Origin of the sequence: Neobacillus niacini (genome assembly GCF_023715785.1) — a bacterium.
In the GTDB taxonomy this organism is placed as follows: Bacteria; Bacillota; Bacilli; order Bacillales; family Cytobacillaceae; genus Neobacillus; species Neobacillus niacini_E.
The window spans coordinates 665,183-682,895 of the sequence record NZ_JAMBOX010000001.1 but is presented as its reverse complement, the minus strand read 5'-3'; the positions used below and the strand labels follow the sequence as shown (position 1 = coordinate 682,895).

Annotated in this window: 17 protein-coding genes; 7 read left to right on the top strand and 10 right to left on the bottom strand. The window is 48.2% G+C overall.

Annotated features, from left to right (window positions below):
- Window positions 1–66 precede the first annotated feature (66 nt).
- Window positions 67–453: a hypothetical protein gene (locus M3234_RS03235; RefSeq protein ID WP_262303295.1), complete on the top strand. Its 387-nt coding sequence runs from the start codon at window positions 67–69 to the stop codon at window positions 451–453.
- A gap of 43 nt (window positions 454–496) precedes the next feature.
- Here M3234_RS03235 and M3234_RS03230 read toward each other — a convergent pair whose 3' ends face one another.
- Window positions 497–751, bottom strand: a complete 255-nt coding sequence (locus M3234_RS03230) for a hypothetical protein (protein ID WP_262303294.1) — start codon at window positions 749–751, stop codon at window positions 497–499.
- 96 nt (window positions 752–847) lie between these two features.
- On the bottom strand, window positions 848–1,279 hold the full coding sequence (locus M3234_RS03225) for a YwpF-like family protein (RefSeq protein ID WP_262303293.1): 432 nt from the start codon (window positions 1,277–1,279) through the stop codon (window positions 848–850).
- A gap of 52 nt (window positions 1,280–1,331) precedes the next feature.
- Between M3234_RS03225 and M3234_RS03220 the strand changes: the two genes are divergently transcribed.
- The 3 genes from M3234_RS03220 to M3234_RS03210 are packed head-to-tail and all read left to right on the top strand — an operon-like array spanning window position 1,332 to window position 2,379.
- On the top strand, window positions 1,332–1,520 hold the full coding sequence (locus M3234_RS03220) for a hypothetical protein (RefSeq protein WP_262303292.1): 189 nt from the start codon (window positions 1,332–1,334) through the stop codon (window positions 1,518–1,520).
- Between the two features lie 39 nt (window positions 1,521–1,559).
- On the top strand, window positions 1,560–2,207 hold the full coding sequence (locus M3234_RS03215) for a single-stranded DNA-binding protein (RefSeq protein ID WP_262303291.1): 648 nt from the start codon (window positions 1,560–1,562) through the stop codon (window positions 2,205–2,207).
- On the top strand, window positions 2,191–2,379 hold the full coding sequence (locus M3234_RS03210) for a hypothetical protein (RefSeq protein ID WP_396953918.1): 189 nt from the start codon (window positions 2,191–2,193) through the stop codon (window positions 2,377–2,379). Before M3234_RS03215 ends, M3234_RS03210 begins: the two co-directional genes overlap by 17 nt.
- Window positions 2,380–2,981: 602 nt before the next feature.
- On the opposite strand, the gene M3234_RS03205 is transcribed toward M3234_RS03210, so the two are convergent.
- Both M3234_RS03205 and M3234_RS03200 read right to left on the bottom strand, forming a co-directional pair.
- Window positions 2,982–5,570 (bottom strand): ABC transporter permease, encoded by a 2,589-nt coding sequence (locus M3234_RS03205; RefSeq protein ID WP_262303290.1) that lies wholly within the window; start codon window positions 5,568–5,570, stop codon window positions 2,982–2,984.
- Window positions 5,567–6,250, bottom strand: coding sequence for an ABC transporter ATP-binding protein (locus M3234_RS03200; protein ID WP_066309789.1), 684 nt, complete (start codon window positions 6,248–6,250; stop codon window positions 5,567–5,569). The genes M3234_RS03205 and M3234_RS03200 overlap by 4 nt, the downstream gene beginning before the upstream one ends.
- Window positions 6,251–6,475: 225 nt before the next feature.
- Here M3234_RS03200 and M3234_RS03195 point away from each other — a divergent pair, with 225 nt between their 5' ends.
- A complete protein-coding gene (locus M3234_RS03195; RefSeq protein ID WP_262303289.1) occupies window positions 6,476–6,778 on the top strand; it encodes a hypothetical protein in 303 nt (100 codons plus the stop codon).
- Here the strand turns inward: M3234_RS03195 and M3234_RS03190 are convergent.
- The 5 genes from M3234_RS03190 to M3234_RS03170 all read right to left on the bottom strand — a co-directional run bounded on the left by M3234_RS03190 (window position 6,753) and on the right by M3234_RS03170 (window position 11,592).
- On the bottom strand, window positions 6,753–7,754 hold the full coding sequence (locus M3234_RS03190) for a sensor histidine kinase (protein ID WP_262303288.1): 1,002 nt from the start codon (window positions 7,752–7,754) through the stop codon (window positions 6,753–6,755). The genes M3234_RS03195 and M3234_RS03190 overlap by 26 nt on opposite strands.
- A gap of 1 nt (window position 7,755) precedes the next feature.
- The gene (locus tag M3234_RS03185) at window positions 7,756–8,439 is read right to left on the bottom strand and encodes a response regulator transcription factor (protein ID WP_262303287.1); all 684 of its coding nucleotides are present in this window, start codon (window positions 8,437–8,439) and stop codon (window positions 7,756–7,758) included.
- Window positions 8,440–9,347: 908 nt separating this feature from the next.
- On the bottom strand, window positions 9,348–10,070 hold the full coding sequence (locus M3234_RS03180; protein WP_262303286.1) for an amino acid ABC transporter ATP-binding protein: 723 nt from the start codon (window positions 10,068–10,070) through the stop codon (window positions 9,348–9,350).
- 51 nt (window positions 10,071–10,121) lie between these two features.
- Complete coding sequence (locus M3234_RS03175; RefSeq protein ID WP_262303285.1) at window positions 10,122–10,769, bottom strand: amino acid ABC transporter permease; 648 nt, start codon at window positions 10,767–10,769, stop codon at window positions 10,122–10,124.
- Window positions 10,770–10,806: 37 nt separating this feature from the next.
- On the bottom strand, window positions 10,807–11,592 hold the full coding sequence (locus M3234_RS03170; protein WP_262303284.1) for a transporter substrate-binding domain-containing protein: 786 nt from the start codon (window positions 11,590–11,592) through the stop codon (window positions 10,807–10,809).
- Between the two features lie 620 nt (window positions 11,593–12,212).
- Between M3234_RS03170 and M3234_RS03165 the strand changes: the two genes are divergently transcribed.
- Window positions 12,213–12,650 (top strand): hypothetical protein, encoded by a 438-nt coding sequence (locus M3234_RS03165; protein ID WP_262303283.1) that lies wholly within the window; start codon window positions 12,213–12,215, stop codon window positions 12,648–12,650.
- Between the two features lie 395 nt (window positions 12,651–13,045).
- Entirely contained in the window at window positions 13,046–14,140 is a 1,095-nt protein-coding gene (locus tag M3234_RS29185) for a 3D domain-containing protein (protein ID WP_285858217.1), read from the top strand.
- A 357-nt stretch (window positions 14,141–14,497) separates the two neighbouring features.
- On the opposite strand, the gene M3234_RS03155 is transcribed toward M3234_RS29185, so the two are convergent.
- Window positions 14,498–17,659 (bottom strand): DEAD/DEAH box helicase, encoded by a 3,162-nt coding sequence (locus tag M3234_RS03155; RefSeq protein WP_262303567.1) that lies wholly within the window; start codon window positions 17,657–17,659, stop codon window positions 14,498–14,500.
- Window positions 17,660–17,713 lie beyond the last annotated feature (54 nt).

Here is a 17,713-nt window from a genome sequence, read left to right as displayed (position 1 = left end):
TTTTTTTGGTGATCGGAAATGCTAAGGGTGTTAGGCCAAATTGAATAGTGAAGGGAGTTTTTTTGCTTGAAGAAGAAGCTGTTTACGCTGCTTACCGGGTCTTTGCTTTCAACTATGCTGTTAGTTGGCTGTAACAATGATAACAATGATCAAAATCCGCCGGCGCCAAATGTCAATAACCCTGGGGATAACAACCTGAACAACAACTTGAACCGCGACCGCGACTTTGATTTGAACGACAATAACAATAACCGAAATTTAAATCGTAATAACCGCAACAACAACTTGAATGACAATAACAATGACATGGATTTAAATGGTGACCATTACAGTCCGAGAGAGGATATTAATACGGATACCGATAAAGACCCGGCAAAAGACAGCAACACGAAGCGGGAAGAGTTCATCGAGGATGATATTGACAGAAACGACCGCGACCGCAAAGACGAATAAGCAAAAAGGGACAGGCCGCGCGCCTGTCCCTTTCAAATTTTCATCATAAGCTAAAAAGGAATGCGATGGCAATCAAGATGAAAATGATCAGCAAAATATAGCCAATGACCGAAACGATTAATATAACCCAGCCGAGCACTTTGCGGTCGGTTTGAATCAAATAGATCCCGAGTGCGATGGTCCCGAGGAAAAATCCCAACACGCCCCAAAGCCAGGCCCGTTTCCCGTGTTTCGGCGCGTCAATCACCAAGAAAACCACGACAAGTATATTTATAACGAAACTGCTTGCAAACTCCATGCTTCTCCGCCTTCCCCCAATATCGTTATGTTTAGTATGTCGAGGATTTGTCGAAAAAGCAATATTTTTGGCTGGAAAAACCAGCCGTTGTATCTGTTACGAATTGTTCACCTTGAGCTTTGGCTTGCTTTTCATTTTGTCCTTGAATTCGTTCAGCAGGGCCTCGCCTTGCAGGCCTTTCTGGATGAGATTGTCGAGAAGCAGCTCGCAATAGTCGCTTTTGTTGCGGCGCAACACGCCTTGAAACAAGACGCTGATGTGGTGCTCGAATTTCTGCAGCGAGCAAATTCTTGTCTGGAAGTATGCCGGAGTGTTGTCCTTCTTGGTGATTACGGCTTCGACAATAATCTCCTGGCCAGCCTGATAGATTTTTTTAAAATAATCGTACTTGGAAAGGTCGGTGTAGGCCTCAATCAGCCAGGTGGAATGTTCATCCTCCTTGTTGAGAATCAGGCCGTCCTCTAGCGGAACCTCCACGGAATTGTCATTTTCCACAATATCCAATGAGATTAACTTAAACGTTTTCATCGCAGGCCTCCTGTTCTTTTTCCTTATTATAACATATGGGGGAGAGAAGCAAATGGCCGGAGCGAGTGCTTTAGGAGTCAGCCTGCTAAATGTCGAAAAAAAATGGTCGAAATGGGGAAACGCACTTTTTCGGTGTGAAACGTCAACAGTATTTGACAAAAACCCCCTAGAAAAACCTTTTTTCGCGAAAAATCAGCTTGGAAAGACGGCTTTTGTCGATTTTACATCGGTTCCGGCCTGAGATTATGATGGAGGCATCAATGGTAAGGGAGATGACGTTTTGATAAATCAGGTTACGCTTGTAGGCAGGTTGACTAGGGATCCGGAGCTAAAAAGCACATCGGATGGTACGGCGGTTGCTCATATTACGTTGGCGGTGAATCGGAATTTTCGCAATCATAATGGGGAAATCGACACGGACTTTGTGCAATGCACATTATGGCGGAAAGCGGCAGAAAACACCCATCACTATTGTCGAAAAGGAGCGGTCATCGGCATTACCGGCCGGCTGCAAACACGGAATTATGAGGGCAGGGATGGGAAAAAGGTGTATGTCACGGAGGTTGTCGCCGAATCGGTACGCTTCCTGAGCGGCAGGGTGCCGGAGTCGGCCCATCATGCTACCGAGCCTCAGACGGCAGCCCAGGCCGCGGCCGCACAAGCAGCCGCTATCGCCGCCCAGGCGGAAGCCACGCATACAGGTGGAATGGCGGTACCGCAGGGGGGACAGGCTGTGTCTCAAGCAGGTGGAATGGCGGGTGGCCAGACTGGTTCGCAAATCGGACCCCAGTCTGCGGCCATGCACCAAGGCAACCAAGGTGCGCCATTTACGGGAAGCGCAGGCGGAGCGGCTGCCCAGAATGCAGCTCCGATGGATTCCCCTACGCCGCCTGCTGAAAAAAGGGGAGAGGTTGAATATGCATTTTGATGAAAAAGACATGGGCAACCTCGAGCAGCTGCTGGAAAGCTTGATTAAAATGGTCGGAAAAGCCAATAACAATGTTGAAAATCTTCAAAAACGAGTCGCCCAGCTCGAATCAGTTCTGCGCGAGCAGCACATGGAGTGCAGGGAACACGGCCGGGTCAGGGTATTTTCATAAAAAGAAATGTAAGGTTCTGCCTCATTAGGGAAGGAGTGGGGCGGAACCTGCATCATAAGCTCCAGAGGTGAACCAGCTTTTAGTGCCCCGAAACCGCCTCCGTTGAGAAAAAGATAATCCAACGTTCCCCTTCTAAGCCTCGCTTGTCGAATCCCGGTCTGGAGTAGCCGGGATTTTTTTTGTGGGGGGAAAAGGAGGAGGGGCATGTTTATGAGTTTGCGCAAATATATGGGGAGAAAGTGCAAATAAAATGCGGAGATGCGCAAATCAAATGCTGAAATTGCGCAAATAAAACAGCAAAAGCCGCAAATAAACTTCAAAAAGGGATAGGGTCTAGACACTAAGAAGCAATAATCCAGCCAAATTTGTGTACAAACTCTCCATAAGAGTAATTTCAAAAAGAAAGTTACCTCTTTTTGGTATAAAAATCTTTAGAACGGGAAGAATTTTACTAAAACCCCCCTGTTTTTTTAATAGAAGCCGCTGAACCTAAGTGTCAGCGGCTTCTTTGTGCGTGGTTGCGCGATGGGACTCTCATTGGCTAGACCTCATGTGAAAAATTCACATGGTGCCTGACACCATTTCTACTACTCTCACCTTATTTAGATACTTTCCTGTTTTAAGGCGTCGATAATGTTTTGTTTTTTGACTTTGGCGCCGGAGTAGAGCATGGCGGAGCCGACGATGACGAACACGGCGGCGACCGCAAAGATGATGCTCAGCCACGGAAGGGAGAAGCCGTAGCTGAACGTGTACATCATCGCCCGGTAAATCAAGTACATAATGGCAATGCTGATCGGCAGGCCATAAAGTAACGATTTGATTCCGTAAAAAATGCTTTCGTAGTTGATCATTTTATTAAAGCTCTTCGGCGTCATGCCGACTGATTTCAGCATCGCGAATTCGCGTTTCCGCAGCGATATCGATGTCGAAATCGTATTAAAAATATTCGCAATCGAGATGGCGGTTATTAACGCGATAAACCCGTAGGTGAACACAGACATCAGCATAATCATCTGTTCACCGCGCTGCCTGCTTTGATAAGCATTGTAAATCGCCAGTTTGGTATCCTTTAAATCCTCGATTTCCTGCTGGGTCTTCATCGGGTCAGTGCTTTTTAGATATACAAAGGTCTGAGGCCCATCTGCCAGCTTTTCGTTACCTGCCAGTCGGTTCATTGTCTGCTCCGATACGATGATATCCAGTCCGCCGAGTCCTGCAGGAGAAATTCCGATTGGAAATTGGTCGGTTAAAGCGGCGATGGTCACTTTGTCCAACATGGCCTCTTCTTGTGTCTCCGAATCCATATAAAGTAGGTCGATACTTTGGCCAGCTTTTGCGTGAATTGCTTTCGTTTCAACATATTTCCCCGAGTTTGGATCCTGATATTGAATGGTTTCAATCACAATGCCGGCAAGTTTGGACGGATTAGAGAGCTCGTCATAATCGGCGCCGGCTTTTTTCGAAAAATCCTTTAAGCTGGCCTGATCCAAGGCATGCAGCTGAATAAAATAGGGAAATTTCCCGTCCTTGAAGCTTTCCTTGTAAGCCGGCTTGCGGAACTCGTCAGCAATCTCGGCTTTGTTGATCCAAGTGTTCAGGCTTAATTGTTGTACCACGCTAAACTCAGTAACATAATCAAGCGAGGAAATCCTCTGAATCAATGGCTCATCGATTTCACCGTCCCTGCCAACGATCACTTGAATATCAAAATTCGTGCCGTCCTGTGACAAATCCAACGACTTTTTCAAATTGGCAGTAAAAAACGATACGCTTAAAAACAACACAATACTGATGATAAGAGAAAACAAGGTTGCCTGATAGCGGCGCTTGCTGCGTTTCAAATTTTTTAAGCCAATTTCCGCTTCAATGCCAAACAGCCGGCGGGTGATTTTGGACGTTTTCACGGCTTTTTGGGTCAGCTTGATATCCTGTGTTTGCCGGATGGCGTCAATCGCCGAAACTCGGGAGGCTCTTCGGGCCGGGATGTAGGTCGAGATAAAAATTGTCACCAATGAAATCGCGCAGCTAGACAGAAGCGAGAGCGGCGTCACGGTCAGAGTCAATTTCTCGGTTGTTCCCAATGCCTCGTGAAGCATCGAGTTAATAAAATAAAAGGTAATCCCGATTCCGGCAAGGCCGGCGAGGATGCCGATCGGGATGCTGATGGCCCCGATGACCGCCCCTTCAAAAAACACCGAGTTGCGCTTCTGCTGCTTCGTCGCCCCGACACTGGCCAGCATCCCCAAATGGCGCGCCCGTTCCGAGACCGAAATGGCAAACGCATTGTAAATTAAGGACACAGAACCAATAATAATCACCGCCATGATAATCGCTGATAACCAGGTTAGCGTGCGCTGGAGGCTGTCGTTGTTGGTGACCCCGTAATAGCGCAACAACTCACTATTGAATTGCGGCGGCGCGATGTTATTTTTTTGCGCCAGCTCCTCCGCATGGTCGTACAGCGACTTTTCAACCTTCTTCAGGATGACCGAGGCATTCACGGGCTGAGTGTCCCCGATCGAGCTTTCATCCAGATAACTGATCACGGTGTAGCCCGGCGACCAGGTCGGCTCCCAGTTTGGCCGTTTGATAAAGCCGACAACTTTATAAGTGGCCGGTGTGAGATTTTTTAACGTTTCCGTCACTTGGTCGTCTTCTGTTTGCAGTGACTCCGTTTGAAAGAACTGCACAGCCTCATTTTTTAAAAAACGATCTCCGACTTCGAGCGCCAGCGTGTCGCCAATCTTGTATTCGACCTTTCCGTTTGTGGCGATATGCTCGGACAGGACGACTTCATTGGCAGCCTTTGGCAACCGCCCCTTCGTTAGTTCGACCGGAAAATGGTTGAAGCCTTGCGGATTATATTCCTTAATAAACAAATAGGGCTTGCTTTCATTTTTTCCGCCAGGGAGTAGGGCATAGCCACGGTCACGGGACAGCACCACCGTCTTTGTGTCGGGGTCGTGCTGGATCGTGTCCAGCTGCTCTTTATTGACATTATGGTAGAGGACATGCCACTCGCCTCTATCGGCAATCGTCTGCTGCTGCATCAGTTTCATAAAGGAAACGAAGAGGGTGGCTACTGCTGTCACCATGGCAACAGAAATAATCACGCCGATAATGGTGACCAATGTCCGCCGTTTGTTTTGCTTTAAGTGGCGCAGTGTTAATTTATGGACAATATTCACGGCCGAATCACCTCATCCTTGGCAATTCTGCCATCTTCAATGGAGATAACCCGGTCGGCCTGAAGGGCAATCCGTTCATCGTGGGTGATCACCAGCAGCGTTTGCTTAAACGTTTTATTAAACATTTTTAATAAATCGATGATTTCGCTGCTATTCTTGCTGTCGAGATTTCCCGTCGGTTCGTCGGCCAGCATGATCGCCGGATTGCTGATGAGCGCCCGGCCGATCGAAACCCGCTGCTGCTGCCCGCCAGAGAGCTGGTTCGGGAGATGGTGCAGGCGATTGTCCAGGTTGAGAATCCGGACGATGTCCTGGAATTGCTTTTTGTCGACTTTGTGTTCATCGAGCAATAGTGGCAGCGTGATATTTTCTTCCACAGTCAGGACGGGAATCAGATTGTAAAATTGGTAGATGAGGCCGATTTGACGGCGCCTGAAAATCGCGAGCTGCGTCTCGTTCAGGCTGTAAATGTCAGTTCCGTCAATCGTAACCTTGCCGCTCGTTGGTCGGTCGACACCGCCAAGCAGATGGAGCAGGGTCGACTTTCCCGAGCCGGACGGTCCGATAATCGCGACAAACTCTCCTTTTTTCACGGAAAAAGAAACATCATCCAGCGCCTTCACCGCCGTCTCGCCCTTGCCGTACATTTTAGTCAGATGTTCAACTTTTACTATATCCATTGTGGTAAAACCTCCATTGTTCCTTGATGATTCTAAGTCTATCCGACTAAAATGACTTTCCAGTGACTGTAAAATGACAATTTAGTCACTTAACGTGGGTGGCGACTATGGGTAACCGACCTTTGGACGGGTCTATACACCGGTAAGGAGTGCTATCCGCAAGTTGGGGAGCGTCATCCGCAAGTTGGGGAGAGTTATCCGCAAGTTGGGAGTGCTGTCCGCAAGTTGAGGAGTGCTGTCCGCAAGTTGGGAGTGCTGTCCGCAAGTTGGGGAGCGTCATCCGCAAGTTGGGAGTGCTATCCGCAAATTGGGGAGAGTTATCCGCAAGTTGGAACGCTATCCGCAAGTTGGGGAGAGCTATCCGCAAGTTGGGAGTGCTGTCCGCAAGTTGGGGAGCGTCATCCGCAAGTTGGAGAGCGTTATCCGCAAGTTGGGGAGCGCTATCCGCAAGTTGGAGAGCGTTATCCGCAAGTAAGCACACCCCATCCACGTGCAGTGACCTTTAGATTACTTGTTTATAAAACTTGATTAAAAATTGCGTTCCGGCTCCGGGCGTGCTTTTCACCTCAATTGTGCCGTTTTGGCTGGCGATGATGCGGTGGGCCATGGCGAGGCCGATGCCGACGCTTTCCTCGCTGGCCGTCTTCCCCTTGTAAAAACGTTTAAACAGATGGGGCAGGTCTTCTTTGGCGATGCCTTTCCCGTTATCTGCGATGGTGATTTCCGTGAACAGGGCGTTTTCGGAAAAGGAAATCGTTAGCGAACCGCCAGCAGGCGTGTGCTCGACGCAATTTTTTAAAATATTAATGATCGCCTCGGCAGTCCAATTCAAGTCACCGATAAAAGTGACGGTATCATCGCCGGTCAGGGAAACGGTTTGCTCTTTAATATCCATCGGGATGAGCACGGGCTCAAGCGCTTTTTCGACCAGCGCCTTGACGGAGAGCTTGTCCCGCTTGAACTGGATGGTTCCGGCGTCGATTTTCGACAGTTTTAATAACGAAGACACAAGCCATTCCATCCGTTCGAGCTGAACTTGGATATTGTGGGTAAACTCCGCTCGTTTTGCGGCCGGGAGCCCGTCATCCTCCAATAAATCGGCCATCATCATCATCGAGGTTAGCGGCGTCTTTAGCTGATGCGAGATGTCGGAAATGGCATTGGTCAGCTGGACTTTGTCTTCTTGTAAAAGGGACCCCTGCTCTGATAATCGCGTTGTCACCTTATAAATATTATTTTTTAAAATACTGAGCTCGCCTTCCCGGTTATCACGTACATCCAGTGTATAGTCGCCGCCGCTGATGCGTTGCAGATACTCAGACAGCTTAGCCAGTTCGCGATAGCGCCAGCCCGTGAACAGCAACATGCAGCCAATCAATAAGCCGCTGATGATGGCGAAGAGCAGCATGACCGCCAGCGAAAAAAACGCCGCTGCCAGGACGCCAATGAGGGTGATGAGGCCGAGCGCCAATAAGAGAAGCCGGATTTCACGGTGACGGAGCATGCTAATCACCGACCTTATAGCCCAACCCGCGCACGGTTTTGATGATTTGCGGCTGCCCCGGTTGGTCCTCCAATTTTTCTCGCAGTCGTTTTATGTAAACCGTCAAGGTATTATCGTTGACGAAATCACCGGCCACGTCCCAAATCCGCTCAAGCAATTGACTTCGGGTGAGAACTTGCCCAAGATGAGTGGCAAAAATGAGGAAGAGCCGGTATTCCAGTGCGGTCAGCAGGACCTCTTCGCCATTTTTATACACCTTTCCTTCAAGCGTATTGATTTGGACGTTCTGGATATCGATGATGTTCTTGGCCGGCGGCTGTTTTTGATAGCGGCGCAGCACCGTTTTGATCCTTGATATGAGCTCGCGAATCCGAAATGGCTTGGTGATATAATCATCGGCTCCCATATCAAGTCCCATGACCACATTGACCTCGTCATCGACTGCTGTTAAAAAAATCACCGGCACATCGCTCCGTTGCTTCACCAGCTTGCATAATTCGTAGCCACTTCCGTCCGGCAGGGCCAAATCAAACAAGCATAATGCGATGTTTGGCAATTGTTCGGCGATGACCTGTTTCGCAGAGGCCGCGTCATGGCACACAATCGGGGAAAATTGGTCCTGCTGCAGCGAATATTCCAGCCCGGAGGCAATCGTTTTATCATCTTCGACAAGCAAAATTTTCATCTACGTCTCCCGCCTTTCTCTTACCATTATAATACAGCACTGTCTGTGAAGATGGGAGAATAGGCCTTAAGTTTATAGCAAAAAAAAGCCAGGCGGATGCCTGGCTAGGTCATTGTTTTCTTTGAAAAAATTCGAGATTGCCGATCTAGTGCCCCGTGTTTTTACTTCTTTTGGAGTTTACTGGCCAGATTTGTGGGTTTATTGGTCGGATTTATATTTTTATTGGTCAATTTGCCAAGTTTATTGGTCACTTTCCCCGATATATTGGTCAGTTTTTAACTTTTATTGGTCAATGCACAAGATCGACCCCAAAAAGCCAGACATGTGTGCCTGGCCCCAGGTAATTTCAGACGATTTTAGATGCCCCACACCCTTATCGATTACCTCTTTTTGAGAAATGTCATCCTCGTTGAACTTTTTTTGGTCGGAATCCTAGATTTATTGGTCAGTTCGAGGATTTTATTGGTCACTTTCCCCGATATATTGGTCAGTTTTTAACTTTTATTGGTCAATGCACATGATCGACCCCAAAAAGCCAGACATGTGTGCCTGGCCCCAGGTAATTTCAGTCGATTGTAAATACCCACACCCTTATCAATTACCTCTTTTTGGGAAATGCCATCCTCGTTGAACTTTTTTTTGGGTCGGAATCCTAGATTTATTGGTCAGTTCGAGGATTTTATTGGTCACTTTCCCCGATATATTGGTCAGTTTTCCACTTTTATTAGTCAATGCACAAGATCGACCCCAAAAAGCCAGACATGTGTGCCTGGCCCCAGGTAATTTCAGTAGATTTAATTACTTTTTTTGGAAAAACATACTCCCATTGAACTTCTGGTGGGACTTGCCTATTTATTGGTCACTTTTAGTGTTTTTTAGTTAATCGTTTTTTCTTACTATTTAGAAGCCTACAGGATCGAATCCAAAAATTCCTTCGTTCGCTGCTCGGAAGGGTTGCCGAACAATTTTTCCGGAGGACCGACCTCGACGATGCGGCCATCGTGCATGTAAATGACCGAGTCGGCGACTTCGCGGGCGAAGCCCATTTCATGAGTAACCACGACCATCGTCATGCCCTCCAAGGCCAATTTTTTCATGGTGGCCAAGACTTCGCCGACGAGCTCGGGGTCGAGGGCGGAGGTTGGTTCGTCAAACAGCATGACCTCGGGCTTCATCGCGAGGGCGCGGGCGATGGCGACCCGCTGCTTTTGCCCGCCGGAAAGCTTGGCGGGGTAGACGTTTTCCTTGTCGCTCAAGCCGACCTTCGCGAGCAGCTCTTTTGCCTCACGTAAAGCTTGCTCGCGCGGAATTTTTTTCACATGAATGGGCGCTTCGATAATATTTTCCATCACGGTCATGTGCGGGAACAGGTGAAAGTGCTGGAACACCATCCCCACCCGGGTGCGGACCTGATTTAAGTCATGGGTGTCGGGCTCAATCTGCTCGCCGTCAATCGTAATCGTGCCGCTATCCTTGACCTCCAGGAAATTGAGGCAGCGAAGCAGCGTGCTTTTTCCGGAACCGCTCGCGCCAATTAGGCAAACCACTTCCCGCTCGTTCACGGTCAAATCGATGTCAAACAGTACGTGCAAATCGCCGAACGATTTATTCAATTTTTCTACCTTTATCATAGTGTCAGCCTCTCCTTTCTTAGTCGCTTATGCCCTGTGTCTTGACCGGCCTTATTCACTGACGGCCAGTCGGTTCTCGACCTTTCTTGTCAGCACCGAGAACAGGAACACGAGGATGAGGTAGTAGACCGCGACAATCAGTAGGTAGGTCATATAGTCGAAGGTGTTAGAGCCAAAGGTGGTTGCGACGTTGAACAGCTCGTACATCCCGATGAACGCGGCGAGCGACGAATCCTTCAGGGCGATAATAAATTGATTGCCGAGCGGCGGCATTGCGCGGCGCATGGCCTGCGGCAAAATGATACGCCGATAGGTGAGCTTAACGCTCATCCCGAGTGAGCGCCCGGCCTCCATTTGCCCCGGGTCAATCGACTGAATCGTCCCGCGGAAAATCTCGGCAATATAAGCGCCATTGTGGAAGGCCAATCCGAGAGACGCCGCAAGAAACGCCGACATATTTAGCGACGTCAAGCCATAGTAGAATACGAATATCTGGACGATGAGCGGCGTGCCGCGAACGAGAAAGATGTAAGCATCAGCAATCCATTCGAGCACCCTCACCTTGGAAATTTTTAAAAAGGCAAACAACAATCCGACAAAAATACCGAAGAAAATGCCCACTGCCGTCAACTCAAACGTCAGCAGCATCCCTTTTAGAAATACAGGGTAAGATTCGAAAAATTTAGTTAACCATTCCATAATGCTCTCCTTTCTAGGGTGTTATGGCGTGCTTCTTTTAGCTCTCAGGGTCAACCGTAATGTCTTCCCCGAAGTACTTCTCGCTGATTTTTTTCAAGGTACCGTTGTCGCGGAGTGTTTCGAGCGCCTTGTTAATGTCCTCAAGCAGCTTTTCGTTTTCCTTGGAGACCGCGATGGCTTGTTCACTGCGGCCGAGCAACTCTTTGCCGACAATCTTCATTCCGGCCCCGATCGCTTCCTTTCCGGTGACAAAATCGGTAATGACGGCGTCGTGTTTCCCCTTGCTGAGCGCTTCAAGCGCGACGACATCGCTGTCGAGCAGAATGATATTTTCTGTTACTTTCGCAGCAGTATCTGCATAGGTAGAACCTTTCGATACGGCAATTTCCTTGCCTTTAAGGTCATCGAGGGTTTCGATCGAACTGTCAGGTCGTACGAAAATTTGAGGTCCTGAGTAGTAGTATGGAGTGGAAAAATTGACAGCCTGCAAGCGTTCCTCTGTGATGGTGTGGCTGGCAACGGCTGCATCAAAGCGCCCCGACTTTACACCTTCAACAATCCCGCCAAATTTAAACTTCTTCTGCACCGGATCTAGCCCCAGCTCTTTGGCAACAGCTTCGCCTACCTCAATATCAAATCCGATCATGGTGCCATCTTTGTTCACGTAACTAAATGGTTTAAATTCACCTGAAGCAGCAAAGGTAAACTTTCCTTCGTCGACCAACTTCATTCCGTCAGTTGATGCATCTTTACTCCCACACGCGGCCAAGGCCAGCAACAAGGTAAATACCAACAATCCCTTCACGAAATATTTCACAAGCATAATCCCCCTATTTTCTCAATTTTTTGGACACACCTAAGTATAGTTTTTTCACAGAATTTTCTCAAAATGGTGTACAAGGGATAATCTGGGCTCTCGCGGTCTGAGTGCGATTCTAGAAAACTGTCCTCTCGGAGCCTCAAAAATCCAGCCATATCCTTCCAGATGCTCCGGTTTCCTTATCGTTCGACAGGAATCTACTATCTTTTTTTAAACAAGAAACAGGCCTGCCGCGTGCGGAGAGGCATCCCTAGGACGGTACACAATGTGATCGTCTTTTCTTATTCACCTTAATAATGTTGCAATTGTTCTGAGTTTTGGGTTTCAACATGCTTCATTTGAAAAATTCCCCCTCTAAAATTTGGACATCCTTCTTTGTATTCCTATGTCAGCCAGTAGTGAAAAATACCCAAAAAATCTCCCCGGATTACGCGAAACGGGGAGTAGGGATGGACCAGCGAAAAAAAGCCTCGACCGATTTTTTTAATTTAATATGGATTTTATTTTAAAAACTGTCCGAGTGAAAAGACACGAAAACGTCATTTTTATAGGAAAGGAGATTGGAGAATTTAGTCGAATAATTAGGAGAAATGTATCTATATGTCATAATTTGGAGGTGTTGAATGGATGATGTTTTCCTGGTGTTTATTGGAGACGTAACAAGCAGCAAAGAATGGACGGTTAGTAGGAAACCCAATTTTTCAGATGCTATCAAACTATCACATCAGTCAGCCTCGTTAACAAATTCTTCTTATCAATATATCCCCCTCAGGGACATTGAAAAAGAACCGATTTATTTTTGTAATAGGAATTTCCACATTACCTTTAACCAGTATTCATTAAAAGTTGAATCCGAATGTGAAGTACCCGAAGCGGAAATTTATGATGCCCTGGGCCACTTTGTTGTACAGGAGGGACCATGGGTTTCATTCCTGTTGGGATATCCCTTGCACCAAACCTGCCTTCCAAAAAGAATCAAAGTGCGCACCCTGTCAGCGGCAAAACAACTTAGGGAAAGCGATGAACGGAAGATTTATGGTAAAATTAGAGTTAAGCTATAAAGCTATAAAGCTATAAAGCGGTTCACAACCAATTACAAAATTCCATCTTAACTTACCCTGCAACAAGCCGAAAGGTTCCGGTTGAAAACCGGAACCTTTCGGCTTGTTGTTTTATTACAACCTTGTTATATAACTGCAAAAGGATTTGTCCACTCCACACGGACAAATGTCCACCGGTGGTGCCTGACACCATTAGTGACGTTTACACTGTACCAATGCGACTATCCCTATTAACCTCCTATATATTACCAAATTAAACCCTAAAATGCCACATTTTAGCCATTTTCTGGCTGTTTTTTGCAGTTTTCGGTCTATTTGTGATGTTATTTTAATCTTTTTGTAACATAACAGGCACGTTTTTCTGTTATAACTGACATATAAGGAGGGAGAAGTGTATGCAGCATACGTTTAAGCGCATAGTTCTCGTGGTACTTACAATTGTGTTATGTGGAACCGGCACAGCCGTTACATATGCACAAACCAATAATGAAGCCCTACATAATGCAAATAGGCAGCTTCAAGAGAAACAGAGATTGCTAGAAGAGCAACGGGACCAACAGCAAGCTGTCAATCAAGAAATAAAGAAAATCCAGGCAGAACTCGATTCATTATATAATTCCATTTCAAAAAACAAAGAGGAAATGGCCAAAACGCAAGCAGAAATTGATGAGGTCAACAAGCTCATCCAACAAAAAAGAGAAGAAATTGTCGTCCTGGAGGATAAAATCCTCGGCCGTAATGACATCATGAAAAAGCGGGCCGTGGCACTCCAGCAAAATGACAATGTCAACTTAATGATCAGCATTTTCTTTGAATCCGACAGCATTGCCGAATTCCTGAAGCGTGCCACTGCGGCATCAGCGCTGATGGATGCGGATAAAGATATTTTAACAGCACAAAAGACAGACCTGCAGCAGATTGAAAAGGACAAGCAAGTGATTGATCGGCAGGAGCAGGTGTTAGAAGAACATCAACAAACCTTAGCCAGCCAGCAGGCCGAGCTTGACAACAACATGCAGCAACAGCAGCAGACACTAGCTGCAGCACAGGAAAAATATAATCAAATTTCACAACAGGTCGCACTTGCCGAAAAGGAAAAGTCGGCTGTAGCTTCTCAAATCGCCAATATCCAGGCAGCGATGGCAGCACAGGCAAGGCCACAGGTTGCATCAACAGCGAATGATGGGGGAGGAGCGGCCATTTCTGGACAAGAACTGTACGTTTCCGCAACCGCTTACAGTCCGGAAGAGTCCGGCTCCATCACAAAGTTGGGCTACAATATCGCGGCCAATCCGAACATGAAGCTAATCGCGGTCGACCCAAGAGTCATCCCGCTTGGTAAAAAAGTCTGGGTGGAAGGCTACGGCGTGGCCATCGCCGGTGACACAGGCGGCGCCATCAAAGGCCACAAAATCGACGTGCTCATGCCAACTTACGCCCAAGCGATTCAATGGGGCAGAAAAACAGTTAAAATTGTAGTCTTAGACTAATATCGATAGAAAAATTTAAAGGACCCGGCGCAGGCTGGGTCCTTTTATAATGATAAAAACATTTCAAAAGGTTGTTTTCGTAACCATTGTTGTTTTTAGCAAGAGTAATAATTTAAGGGTTTGAAATAGCGCCAGTACCGAGAAAATCGTGGTAAACCTGTCATAATGAAAGGCCTTTAGTGCCCGGGCCAAGGAGGAAATCCGCGTGCCGGTGATTATGAAAGGCTCATAGTGCCCGATCCCAAGAAAAAACTCGCATGCCGGTAACTAGGGGAAGGCTCATAGTGACGGAGCCTATATAAATTAAAAATCAAAAATAAAGACAGTAGCCTCTTAAAAAGCCACTGTCCAAATCCCTTACCCCAAATACACTAAATCCTTTAATTCATCGTCCGAAAGCTCGGTGATCCAGTTTTCGCTCTGGATGATCTGGTCGTTGAGGAATTGTTTTTTCTCGAGCATCGCGTCGATTTTTTCCTCAAGCGTGCCGGTACAGATGAGCTTGTGAACATGCACGAAACGTGACTGCCCAATCCGGTAGGCCCGGTCCGTCGCTTGGTTCTCGACAGCCGGATTCCACCAACGGTCGTAGTGGATGACATGATTGGCCGCGGTCAGGTTCAACCCGGTTCCACCCGCCTTCAGCGACAGTAAAAATACCGGAAACTCCCCATTTTGGAACCGCTCAATCATCGCGTCACGCTGCGTCTTCGAAACACTCCCGTTCAAAAACGGCACATCCACGCCAAACTTCTTCTTCACCGTACTCCGAATCATCTCGCCCATTTCAATATATTGCGTAAAAATCAGGCAGCTTTCACCCTGGTCCAAAACCGCATCAACCAGCTCAATAAGCTTCTCCAATTTATTTGACCGGTCCAACAGCTGCCGTCCCGCTGATTTTTCCTTCAAATACAAAGCAGGGTGGTTGCACAGCTGCTTCAAACGGCTAAGCATTTGCAGCACTAATCCCTTGCGCTCAAAGCCAGTCAGTTTTTCAATTTGCTCAAACGTATCATGAATCAGCTGCTCATACAGTGATGCCTGCTCAGCTGTCAACGGGCAATACTCTTTCTGTTCGAGTTTATCAGGCAAATTAAGCGCAACTTCTTCATCTTTTTTCGTCCGCCGCAGAAGGAAGGGGCGAATCAACGATTGAAGCTGCTGAATCTTATCCTTCTTATCATCCTTTTCAATCGGGATGATGAACCGCTTCTGGAACTGCCCCAAGCTGCCGAGATAGCCGTGATTGGTAAAATCAAAAATCGACCACAACTCGGATAGCCGATTTTCCATCGGGGTCCCTGTCAACGCGATATGATGGCGGCCACGGAGCCTGCGCACTGCCTTCGATTGCTTCGTTTGGGCATTCTTGATGTTCTGCGCCTCATCAATCGCAATCGTGCTCCACAGCAGCGACTCCAATTCCTCAGAGTCCTGATGGCTTAACCCATAGGAGGTCAGCACCACATCCGCGTCTTGCACCTTCTCGGAAAAAGCATCCTCCTTCAGGCGGTTCGACCCGTAATGAAGATACACCTTCATCTCCGGCGCAAACCTCTCCAACTCCTTCTGCCAGTTGCCCAGAACAGAAGTAGGGCATATAATCAACGCCGCTTTTGTTGGTACCTTCGATGGGCCGGTTGGAGGTGCGCCCTTCTTACGAGGAGTGATGGCCTGAGTCGTGGTGCCCGTTGTCTCGGTGTCAGGCGCCAATTCGCCGCTTTCCACCTTGGAAACAGTGCTGTCGGTGTCAGGCACCAATTCGCCGCTTTCCATGTTGGAAACAGTGCTGTCGGTGTCAGGCACGATTTGCTGACTTTCCACAATGTCAACAGTCTCAACTTCAGCCACACTTCTGCTACTTCCACCGCCACCAACATCGCCGCCAGGCACAACCGCCAGTTGATCCCCAACTTCATCTTTCACCTTTAACAGATACGAAATAAGCTGCACGGTTTTCCCCAAGCCCATATCATCGGCCAACACAGCGCCAAATCCATACTGTCTTAGGAACCAAAGCCAGCTCATCCCAAGCTGCTGGTAAGGCCGCAATTCGCCGTTCAGCCCCTCCGGCACCTCGACAATCGGCACCTCGTTCGTCTCCGACAACTGCTTCATCATCTGCTTCCACTGCCGGTTCAGCTCAATCTGAATCTTCGCGAACGCCTTCGGATTCTCCGCATCCTCTTCACCCTCGCCGGCCGCCACCAGCTCCTGCTCAAGCAAATCACGGACGTGCAAGCCTTCCTTTTCGGCCCGTTTCATCAAATCCTGAATTTGTCGAATAAACTGCGGATCGAGCTTCACCCAGCGCCCGCGAATATAGACAAGCCGCCGCTTTTCCTCGACAAGCCGGTTGAACTCATCCTCGTCCAAATCGACGCCATTCATTGAAAAACGCCAGTTAAAATCCAACATCTGCTGCAAGCCGACAAACGACGGCCGGTGGCTTCCGGTCCCCTTGACCGCCGCCTTTACCTTCAAGTTGGCATTTTTCATCGCCTGCCACCATGAAGGGAGGAGGATTTCAACATCAAGCGCCAGCAGCGTCTCGCTTGCCTCGGTCAAAAACATCCACGCTTCTTCCTCAGTCAGCTCGGTTTTCAACGGGGCAATGCCCTCAGCATCCACATCGCCTGCGTCGTCGCCAAGCCACGGAATCAGCCGCACCCAGCGGGCCTGCTCCCGGTCCACTTTATCCAAAAACGGCCGCCACTTCGCAGGGATCCGCTTCACATCCTCGACATCCATCACTTGGTCGGTATCTTTCTTTCCGCGCAAAAACACATCCAGACTCCAGTCGCCCTCGCCGTCCTCTGGCTCATCCAGCCGCAGTCCAATCGTAAATGGCGCATCGCTCTCCTTGATTCCGACCCACTCAAGCCAGCTTTCCTCATCAAAATACCGCGCCAGTTCAACTCCCGAAATGTTTTGCTTTTTCAACAGGTCAAGCTTCGGCCCGAACAGCTCCTTCATCGCCGAATTTCTTGTTAAAAAAGAATCCATTGCCTCGTTGAACAAATCGGAAATGTACTCGCGGGCAGTTGGGGCGGGGGATTCATGTTCAACCCCTGCATCCTCGACATCCTGTTCCCAAAACTCGGGGCCAAACTCATCCTTGACCCGCTCGGGCAGCTTCCAGCGGAACTCGCCTTCTGGTCCCCAAACCGAAAAGTCCGGATGCCAATCTTTTTCGACAATTCCCTCATAAAGCGAGTTGCCGGCAGCAAGGCAAATCTCAGACTCCTCATTCCAGTCCCATTCAAGGAAGCGGTTGAACGACTCCTTGGCAAAAAGCGACACGAGCTGCCAGCCATTCACGACCACACCCTCGACATCGTCCACCGCGGCCTCGTCCAGCACCGTCCCGAAGAAGCTCTCCTCATGGCTGCTGAACACAAGGTTCTTCCACCGAAACGGAGCCATCGTCCGCCCATGCTCATCCTCAGCAGAAAGAAGAAAGCGGCCATCCGCTAATTTAGTTGTATTTAATTTCAAAAACTTGGTTCTAAGCATCGAACGTGCTCCTTTTTTCTTCAATCCCTCGAAAAATAAACGCGAGGAATCACT

Excerpts from the sequence above, each read along its gene's own strand:
- M3234_RS03230 (WP_262303294.1), bottom strand. The coding sequence starts at position 751 with ATGGAGTTTGCAAGCAGTTTCGTTATAAATATACTTGTCGTGGTTTTC.
- M3234_RS03225 (WP_262303293.1), bottom strand. The coding sequence starts at position 1,279 with ATGAAAACGTTTAAGTTAATCTCATTGGATATTGTGGAAAATGACAAT.
- M3234_RS03220 (WP_262303292.1), top strand. The coding sequence starts at position 1,332 with ATGGCCGGAGCGAGTGCTTTAGGAGTCAGCCTGCTAAATGTCGAAAAA.
- M3234_RS03200 (WP_066309789.1), bottom strand. The coding sequence starts at position 6,250 with ATGGATATAGTAAAAGTTGAACATCTGACTAAAATGTACGGCAAGGGC.
- M3234_RS03190 (WP_262303288.1), bottom strand. The coding sequence starts at position 7,754 with ATGCTCCGTCACCGTGAAATCCGGCTTCTCTTATTGGCGCTCGGCCTC.
- M3234_RS03185 (WP_262303287.1), bottom strand. The coding sequence starts at position 8,439 with ATGAAAATTTTGCTTGTCGAAGATGATAAAACGATTGCCTCCGGGCTG.
- M3234_RS03180 (WP_262303286.1), bottom strand. The coding sequence starts at position 10,070 with ATGATAAAGGTAGAAAAATTGAATAAATCGTTCGGCGATTTGCACGTA.
- M3234_RS03175 (WP_262303285.1), bottom strand. The coding sequence starts at position 10,769 with ATGGAATGGTTAACTAAATTTTTCGAATCTTACCCTGTATTTCTAAAA.
- M3234_RS03170 (WP_262303284.1), bottom strand. The coding sequence starts at position 11,592 with ATGCTTGTGAAATATTTCGTGAAGGGATTGTTGGTATTTACCTTGTTG.
- M3234_RS03165 (WP_262303283.1), top strand. The coding sequence starts at position 12,213 with ATGGATGATGTTTTCCTGGTGTTTATTGGAGACGTAACAAGCAGCAAA.
- M3234_RS29185 (WP_285858217.1), top strand. The coding sequence starts at position 13,046 with ATGCAGCATACGTTTAAGCGCATAGTTCTCGTGGTACTTACAATTGTG.
- M3234_RS03155 (WP_262303567.1), bottom strand. The coding sequence starts at position 17,659 with ATGCTTAGAACCAAGTTTTTGAAATTAAATACAACTAAATTAGCGGAT.